Raw genomic sequence first — 8007 nt, forward strand, 5'->3', positions numbered from 1 at the left:
CCTCAATGTAGGAAACATCTGTTTCTATGATACGAATGGAAATGTTGTGGAATATCTTCGCCAACAACTTTGACCAACTTCAATTTACCGAACTGAACACAACAACTGAATACCGAAAAACTGACCGTTGACTGGTCGCAATCTGCGAAAAGTTGACGGTCTTTTTTTATCCCCATTTTCAAAAAAGGAGGTCACGAAAAATGGCAAAACCGAAAAACCTTGAACAGCTCCGAGCCGAAAAGGAACAGGTCGAGACACAGCTTGCACAGGAACAGCACAAGCTGGAGCGTCTGGAGAACAGAAAGAAGTATCTGGAGAAAGGCGAGAGACAAAAGCGCACCCATCGTCTTTGCAATCTGGGCGGCACGATTGAGAGCCTTGCCCCGGAGGTCAAAGATCTCAACCGTGCCGAAATGACGGAGCTGATGGAACACATCTTTTCCCTGTCCGAAGTCCAGCGAGCCGTCCGTCACATGGCGATTACTCACACCAACCAAGCGAACAGAGAAAAGGAGTTGAAAGCCGATGGCACTATTTCATCTGAGCGTCACGCAGACTAAGCGAAGCGCAGGACAGTCCGCTATTGCTTCTGCCGCCTACCGTGCCGGGGAGCGATTGTATAGCGAGTATTACGGCGAATACAGCGACTACACCCGCAAGGGCGGCGTGATCTGCTCCGACATTCTCCTGCCGTCCCATGCACCGCCAGAATACGCAGACCGCCAGACCCTATGGAACGCCGTGGAAAAAGCCGAGCGTGGAAAGAACGCCCAGCTTGCATACAGCTTTGACATTGCCTTGCAGAATGAATTTTCCCTTGAGGAAAACATCGCTCTTGCAAGGCAATTTTTGTTGGAGAACTTTGTGAGCCGTGGCATGGTGGTTGACTTCGCCGTACACCAGCCAGACCGGGAGGACGGCGGCATACCAAACCCGCATTTTCATGTGCTTTGCCCTATCCGCCCCATCGAGCAGAACGGCAAATGGGGACTAAAGCAACGCCGGGTGTATGAGCTGGACGAGGACGGCAACCGTATCCGGGACCAGAACGGAGAGTTTGTTTTCAACGCCGTTCCCACTACCGACTGGGGCAGTCCCGAAACGCTGGAACATTGGCGTGAAGCATGGGCGGAGATGTGCAATGCCAAGTTTGCGGAAAAAGGTATTGATGTTCGTATCGACCACCGCAGCTATGAACGGCAAGGCGTGGATTTACTTCCCACTATCCATGAAGGCGCAACCGTCCGGGCAATGGAGAAGAAAGGCATACGCACCGAGAAAGGCGAGTTCAACCGCTGGATCAAAGCCACCAACGCCGTTATCCGGGACATTAAGAAGAAAATCGCTCTCCTGTTTGATTGGATTGCCGAAGCAAAAGCGGAGCTTGCCAAGCCGCAGGCACCCGACCTTGTTTCTCTGCTGAACGCCTATTACACCCAGCGCAGAGCCGGGGCATATTCGCAGAAAGGCAAGGTCAGCAACCTAAAAGAGATGAACGAGACTTTCAATTATCTCCGGGCAAACGGCATTTACTCCCTTGAAGATTTGGAAAGCCGTGTCAGCGAACACAGTGCTGCCACAGAGAGCTTGAAGAAAACGCTGGACGAACAGACCGCCCGAATGAAAGCAATTAAGCAGCTCTATGACAGCTCTGCTGCTTTCCAGAGATTGAAGCCTGTCTATGACGGCTTGCAGAAAATCAAGTTTGAGAAGCCCAGAGCCAAGTACAAGGCAGAGCATGAAGCGGAATTGATACAGTTCTACGCCGCCAGACGAAAGCTGACCGGGGAGTTCCCGGACGGCAAGGTGGATATGAAAAAACTGTCCGACGAGTATGACGCTCTGGAACAGGCGCACGAAACCACCTATGGCGAGTTTAAGACCGTCAGAGACGATTTACACCGCCTTTGGAAGGTCAAGTCATGCGTAGATACTGCCGCCCGTTTTAACGAGCGCACAGAGGAACAAAAGCTCCAAAATCGACCCCAAACACGACAGAAAAAGGAGGAACTATCCCGATGAATTACACCCAAGCGCAGATTGACCGGGCAAATGTCGTCAGTCTGGAAGATTTTCTCCGTACACAGGGAGAGACGCTTATCAAAAGCGGACGAGAATACCGCTGGAAAGAACATGACAGCCTGACCGTCCGGGGAAACAAATGGTTTCGCCACAGCCAGAGCAAGGGCGGCTATCCCATTGATTTCGTCATGGAATTTTACGGCAAGTCCTTTCCCGAAGCCGTCCAGCTCCTGACCGGCGAAAGCGGCGAGGGGCAGACTGAAGCCAGCACAACACCGCCCACAGCGTTCCACTTGCCCTTGCACAACCGAACAGCCGACAGAGTAATTCAATATCTTTGCGAAAGCCGGGGTCTCAACAAAACGCTTGTTGAGGCTTTTCTTCTTTCCGGGGATATTTATGAGGACGCAAAGCGGCACAATGTTGTGTTTGTCGGCAGAGACCGAAACGGCACACCGAGATACGCCCATGTGCGAGGAACGGCAGACACATTCAGACAGGATATTACCGGGTCTGACAAGTCCTATCCGTTCCGCTATGAGGGAAACGGCAACCAGCTCTTTGTCTTTGAAGCACCGATAGACCTGTTATCGTTTATCTGCCTTTATCCGCAGGATTGGCAGACAAGAAATTATCTTGCCCTGGGCGGCGTTTCGGGCAAAGCCCTTGACCGTTTCCTTTCTGAACGCAAGGACACCCGAAAAGTGTTCCTCTGCCTTGACAGCGACACCGCAGGAAGCGAAGCCTGTACCCGACTGGCACAGGACATTCCCGGCGAGATCGCCGTCATTCGCCTTGTCCCGGCAAGGAAAGACTGGAACGATGTTCTCCGTCAGCAAGGGGACATTCCCAGCCGCAAATTCATAGCCGAGACAATCACGCTGCGAGAGCTGCCCACCGCCCAGCCTGTCCCAATGCTCCGTATGGCAGATGTGGAGCTTACGAGCGTGGATTGGTTATGGTTTCCGTATATTCCCTTTGGAAAGCTGACCATCATACAGGGCAACCCCGGCGAGGGCAAGACCTACTTTGCCATGCGTCTTGCGGCGGCTTGCACCAACCGAAAGCCTTTGCCCGGTATGGAGACAATTGAGCCTTTCAATATCATCTACCAGACCGCAGAGGACGGTCTGGGCGATACCGTCAAGCCCCGGCTGATGGAAGCGGAAGCAGACCTTGAAAGAGTGCTTGTCATTGACGATAGGGACACACCGCTGACCCTTGCCGATGAGCGCATAGCAAGGGCAATCCGGGAAAACAACGCAAGGCTGGTTATCATTGACCCTGTACAGGCGTTTCTGGGCGCAGATGTGGACATGAACCGGGCAAACGAGGTGCGCCCGATATTCCGCAGTCTGGGAGACATTGCACAGGCTACCGGGTGCGCTATCGTGCTGATCGGACACCTCAACAAAGCCGCAGGAACGCAAAGCACCTACCGGGGATTAGGGTCTATCGACATTACGGCGGCAGTCCGCAGTCTGCTCTTTATCGGCAAGCTGAAGGACAGCCCCACAACAAGGGTACTTATCCATGAGAAAAGCTCCCTTGCGCCGCCCGGACAGTCCCTTGCCTTTTCTCTGGGAGACGAGAAAGGCTTTGAGTGGATAGGGGCTTATGACATTACCGCTGACGAGCTTCTTGCCGGGACAGACACCGCAAAGACCGAGAGCAAGACCGCACAGGCGCAAATGCTCATTCTGGAATTGCTTGCAAACGGAAAGCGTATGCCGAGTGCAGAGCTGGAAAAGGCAGTCAATGAGCGTGGGATTTCCTCACGCACCATGAGAACGGCAAAGAGCCGTATCGGGGACAGACTTGTGACCGAGAAAGACGGCACAGCATGGGTCTGCTATCTCCGAGACTGACAACAGGAACACGGCAAGCGTGGCAAAGACGGCAAGGTTTTTATAGATACCTTAATGTTGCCGCCTTGCCTTGTTCCCTCATACCGACACCGCCCGATGATGAACAGTCACCGGGCATTTTTCATTTACAGGAGGATTTTGAATGAACAATACCGCAACCAACACCGCCACTTGCCCGACTGTCAGAAAGCAGATCGGCAAGACCACCTATATCGTCCGTGTCCATTTCAGCGAGACCGCAAAAGAGACGATGGAGGACAAAATCAAGCGTATGCTCCGTGAAGAAGTCCGCAAAATGTGACTTCTTCTTGAATTTGATGAAAAAGTCCTTGACTTTTCGTCTCTGGCAAGACCGCTAAGTCGATTTTGATTTCCTGCGGCGCTCGTCTGGCTCCTTTTGATATTCAGGAGGTCAGAGATGTGACTGCCTATGACGAGTTGCAGTTGGATACTCTCGGAGATAAGAAAACGGCGCTCTTTCTGATTATGTCAGATACGGATGCGACGTTTAATTTTTTGATCTCCATGATTTACACACAGCTGTTCAACTTGTTGTGCGAGAAAGCAGATGATGTGTACGGCGGCAGACTGCCGGTTCATGTGCGCTGCTTGATTGATGAGATGGCAAACATCGGTCAGATTCCCAATCTGGAAAAACTGGTAGCGACAATCCGAAGCCGTGAAATATCGGCTTGCCTTGTTCTCCAGGCACAATCACAGCTGAAAGCCATTTATAAAGACAATGCCGATACCATCATCGGCAACATGGATTCCCGAATTTTCCTGGGTGGTTCTGAGCCAACCACGCTCAAAGAACTGAATCAGGCATTGGGAAAAGAAACTATCGACACCTACAACACCTCCAACACCAGAGGTAACAGCCCGTCTTACGGCTTGAATTATCAGAAGTTAGGCAAAGACCTTGCGAGCGTAGATGAGCTTGCGGTTCTGGATGGCAGCAAGTGTATTTTGCAGTTGCGTGGTGTCAGACCGTTTCTTTCTGACAAGTACGATCTGACGCAGCACCCCAATTATAAGTACACATCAGACTTTGATAAGAGAAATGAGTTCAACATTGAGCAGTTTCTGAGTCGAAGGTTGAAGCTCAAGGCAGGTGATGAGTTTGTGGTAGTCGATGCGGATTAAGGAGGTTTCTGTTTGGAAAATCTGAAAACGGTATCTGCCCTGGTTAAGAACATCTTGGAACACGACCACAAGGCAAGAAATACCGACAATCATTTGTACCTGATGGTACTGGAACACTATTCCGGTCTGCGTGGCATCGACATTCATGCCATGACGGTTCCTGTGTTTTTGAAGGAACTGGATAGACGCAGCTTTCCGGGGTTTGAAACTGTCCGCAGAAGCAGACAGAAAGTGCAGGCAACCTACCCTGACCTTGCTCCCAGTGAAGCCGTAGGCAAGCGCAGAGCAAAAAATGAGGTTGTATATCGAGAATTTGCAGAAAGCGAGGTGTAAAAAAAATGACTTGGTGGATCACGGATACCTCTATTGGGCAGCGATTGAAGTTCGTTAGACGATTTCGCCGCCTTACCCAGAAAGAGCTTGGACTCCTGATGGGGTATTCCGAGAAAACAGCGGATGTCCGTATTGCTCAGTATGAGAAAAACGCTCGAACCCCTAATGCAGAAACCACAGCGAAACTCGCAGAGGTTCTGAAGGTTTCACCTGTCGTTTTTTCACCGACAATCTGTGCTTCTCGTGAAGATTTGTTGCAGTCAATGTATTGGCTGTTTCTTATGAAAGGTGGTGGTGATATATATGATTGTGAAACTGAATATGCAAGAAGCAGAATGGAACAGAAACTTGGCGTGATAACCGTCGAGGAGTTCCTTGAAAAGATTCTCGTAAACTAAGCCTTCCGTCCGGTTTTGATGCCGGTAGTACGGAGGGCTTTTTCTATTCTCAAAACAATTTCAAATTTTAGGAGGAAAATATTATGGCATTTTTCAATAGCGCAGTAACCGTTCTTCAGACTCTCGTTATCGCTCTGGGCGCAGGTCTTGGCATCTGGGGTGCAATCAATCTGCTTGAGGGCTACGGCAACGATAACCCCGGCGCAAAGTCCCAGGGCATGAAGCAGTTCATGGCTAATTAAAGGGAACAAAAAAGAAAGGAAAACCAATCCAGACGGTATCAGCGGCAGGATACAAGAATAAATTGTGATTTCACAAGATTGGTGCTATAATAAGAGAAAAGTTCCTGCCGGGGCAGCCGCCCCGGTGGTATGGATAGAAAGGCAGGAAAACAATATGCACATCAGCTATAAACCACTCTGGCACACACTGTTAGAGCGTGATATGAGGAAAGAGGATTTAAGGCTTGCCGCTGGTATGACAACGAATATGATTGCCAACATGAGCAAAGAGGGAAAGCACATCAGCATGGACACATTAGCCCGTATCTGTGAAACGCTGAATTGTGAGATTACCGATGTGATTGAGTTAGTACCAGACGAGCCTGCTTCCACAGGAGGTAAGGAACATGAGAGAATTGAAACCAAGAATAACGGAAAACGGAATTGATTATATCCTTGTCGGAGATTACTACATCCCGGACTTGAAACTGCCGGAGGAACACCGCCCTATCGGAAAGTACGGACGGATGCACCGGGAATATTTAAGAGAAGTCCACCCAGCCAGATTGAACACATTGACCCTGACCGGGGAGTTATGGACATACCTTGCAGACCTGAATGAACAGGCACAGAATCGGTTAGATACCATCATGGAGCAGATGAAAACTGCCGAGGGCGTAACCGAGGAATTGAAGCGTACTTCTCAAATGGAATGGGTGCAGCGTTGCAATAACATTCACAACCGGGCAGAAGAAATTGTATTGCATGAGATGATTTATTCATAATGGTATGGTAGAATGATTATGACAAAATAGAGTTTGAAGGGGGCATGAAAATGGCAATCTCAAATATAAATACGATTATCAATGATGATATTCATAAAGTTTGGGATATTGTTTTTGCTGTTGATAAATATAGTGAGTGGCGAAGCGATTTAAGCAAAACAGAAATCATAAATGATAAGCAGTTTATTGAGTACACGAAAGACGGATATGCAACTATATTTTCTATTACTGCTGTTGAGCCATATAAACGTTGGGAATTTGACATGAAAAATAGCAATATGACCGGGCATTGGATTGGTATTTTTACAGCTAAGGGAAATGAAACACAAATCGATTTTACAGAAAATGTGACACCTAAAAAGTGGTTTATGAAACCTTTTGTAAAACTCTATTTGAAGAAGCAGCAAACTCAATTTGTTCTGGACTTAAAAAAAGCATTGGAACAACAATGTTGAAGTTGTAAAGGAGAGAATACTATGAATAGAATCAAATATGCAGAACAGTTATATGCTCTTATTTCTATGTGCTTAGGCTGTGCTTTTATCGTTTTTGGTTTGCTTAGTTTTATTGGAATATTACAGCCTACATCAACGTCAATAGTCCAAAGTCAAAGGAACATTGGGATTGTTTTTTCTGTACTTGGTGTCGCTTTTTTAATTGCACAAGCAATTTTTACAGCTCTTGCTTCTGCAAAGAAGAAATCCTATTACGAGTTGATTTCTAACGGAATTAAAGTTAATGGGATTGTAGAAAAAGTATATATGCAGAAGTTTCTACAATATGGGAAAAAGTCCCCGTACAGAGTTCTTTACAGCTATACATACGGAGGGAAGATTTATCATCACAAAAGCCATCTCTTATGGGATAAGCCGTATATGAAAGAAACAGATTCGATTGCAGTATATATAAATGATTCAGAGAAATCGGCAATTCAATTATAGGGCGTATTTTAGTTGTATCCTTAGTTTATCGCCCTAAATTTCAACTGAATAACCACAGCACAAACCGCTGCTACATGGAAGTCAACAAACCATGCAACAGCGGTTTTTCTTTACCGTTTTTTCCTCTGGCTGATAGGCGTTCCCATTTTCTTTGATTTTTTGAGAATCCGAATCGGTCCCGTCAAGATTTATGCGCAAAATTGTTTGCAGGCTCCGGCTGAATGAAGTCAGCCGGCAATAGAGGCGTCGTCCATGACCGCCTCCAAGTGCTTCATGTTCATGTATTTCTTATT

The 8007-nt window shown here is 48.0% G+C and carries 10 protein-coding genes and 2 pseudogenes; all 12 read left to right on the forward strand.

Features of this window, described 5'->3' with window-relative positions:
• Positions 1–200 precede the first annotated feature (200 nt).
• Complete coding sequence (locus H8S55_RS13610; RefSeq protein WP_097770909.1) at positions 201–560, forward strand: DUF3847 domain-containing protein; 360 nt, start codon at positions 201–203, stop codon at positions 558–560.
• Positions 526–2022 (forward strand): MobQ family relaxase, encoded by a 1497-nt coding sequence (mobQ, locus tag H8S55_RS13615; RefSeq protein WP_097770908.1) that lies wholly within the window; start codon positions 526–528, stop codon positions 2020–2022. The genes H8S55_RS13610 and mobQ overlap by 35 nt, the downstream gene beginning before the upstream one ends.
• Positions 2019–3890 (forward strand): AAA family ATPase, encoded by a 1872-nt coding sequence (locus H8S55_RS13620; RefSeq protein ID WP_097770907.1) that lies wholly within the window; start codon positions 2019–2021, stop codon positions 3888–3890. Before mobQ ends, H8S55_RS13620 begins: the two co-directional genes overlap by 4 nt.
• 142 nt (positions 3891–4032) lie before the next feature.
• Complete coding sequence (locus H8S55_RS13625; protein WP_002596227.1) at positions 4033–4191, forward strand: transposon-encoded TnpW family protein; 159 nt, start codon at positions 4033–4035, stop codon at positions 4189–4191.
• A 41-nt stretch (positions 4192–4232) separates the two neighbouring features.
• A pseudogene (locus H8S55_RS13630) lies at positions 4233–5036 on the forward strand (VirD4-like conjugal transfer protein, CD1115 family); the annotation flags it as partial.
• Between the two features lie 12 nt (positions 5037–5048).
• Entirely contained in the window at positions 5049–5369 is a 321-nt protein-coding gene (locus H8S55_RS13635; RefSeq protein ID WP_002304332.1) for a hypothetical protein, read from the forward strand.
• 5 nt (positions 5370–5374) lie between these two features.
• Positions 5375–5767: a helix-turn-helix domain-containing protein gene (locus H8S55_RS13640; protein WP_002304334.1), complete on the forward strand. Its 393-nt coding sequence runs from the start codon at positions 5375–5377 to the stop codon at positions 5765–5767.
• Positions 5768–5850: 83 nt separating this feature from the next.
• Positions 5851–6003: pseudogene (locus H8S55_RS13645) on the forward strand (Maff2 family mobile element protein); the annotation flags it as partial.
• A 70-nt stretch (positions 6004–6073) separates the two neighbouring features.
• Positions 6074–6436: a helix-turn-helix domain-containing protein gene (locus tag H8S55_RS13650; RefSeq protein ID WP_022742028.1), complete on the forward strand. Its 363-nt coding sequence runs from the start codon at positions 6074–6076 to the stop codon at positions 6434–6436.
• Entirely contained in the window at positions 6396–6773 is a 378-nt protein-coding gene (locus H8S55_RS13655; protein ID WP_186879342.1) for a TnpV protein, read from the forward strand. Before H8S55_RS13650 ends, H8S55_RS13655 begins: the two co-directional genes overlap by 41 nt.
• A 50-nt stretch (positions 6774–6823) precedes the next feature.
• Positions 6824–7228, forward strand: a complete 405-nt coding sequence (locus tag H8S55_RS13660) for an SRPBCC family protein (RefSeq protein ID WP_117554236.1) — start codon at positions 6824–6826, stop codon at positions 7226–7228.
• A 21-nt stretch (positions 7229–7249) separates the two neighbouring features.
• On the forward strand, positions 7250–7714 hold the full coding sequence (locus tag H8S55_RS13665) for a hypothetical protein (protein WP_117554235.1): 465 nt from the start codon (positions 7250–7252) through the stop codon (positions 7712–7714).
• Positions 7715–8007 lie beyond the last annotated feature (293 nt).

It is taken from the genome of Flintibacter faecis, from assembly GCF_014287875.1.
GTDB lineage: Bacteria > Bacillota > Clostridia > Oscillospirales > Oscillospiraceae > Lawsonibacter > Lawsonibacter faecis_A.

What these genes read in the sequence shown, in the direction of transcription:
- H8S55_RS13610 (WP_097770909.1), top strand. Translation starts at nt 201, where the DNA reads ATGGCAAAACCGAAAAACCTTGAACAGCTCCGAGCCGAAAAGGAACAG.
- H8S55_RS13655 (WP_186879342.1), top strand. Translation starts at nt 6,396, where the DNA reads ATGAGAGAATTGAAACCAAGAATAACGGAAAACGGAATTGATTATATC.
- H8S55_RS13620 (WP_097770907.1), top strand. Translation starts at nt 2,019, where the DNA reads ATGAATTACACCCAAGCGCAGATTGACCGGGCAAATGTCGTCAGTCTG.
- H8S55_RS13660 (WP_117554236.1), top strand. Translation starts at nt 6,824, where the DNA reads ATGGCAATCTCAAATATAAATACGATTATCAATGATGATATTCATAAA.
- H8S55_RS13640 (WP_002304334.1), top strand. Translation starts at nt 5,375, where the DNA reads ATGACTTGGTGGATCACGGATACCTCTATTGGGCAGCGATTGAAGTTC.
- mobQ (WP_097770908.1), top strand. Translation starts at nt 526, where the DNA reads ATGGCACTATTTCATCTGAGCGTCACGCAGACTAAGCGAAGCGCAGGA.
- H8S55_RS13625 (WP_002596227.1), top strand. Translation starts at nt 4,033, where the DNA reads ATGAACAATACCGCAACCAACACCGCCACTTGCCCGACTGTCAGAAAG.
- H8S55_RS13665 (WP_117554235.1), top strand. Translation starts at nt 7,250, where the DNA reads ATGAATAGAATCAAATATGCAGAACAGTTATATGCTCTTATTTCTATG.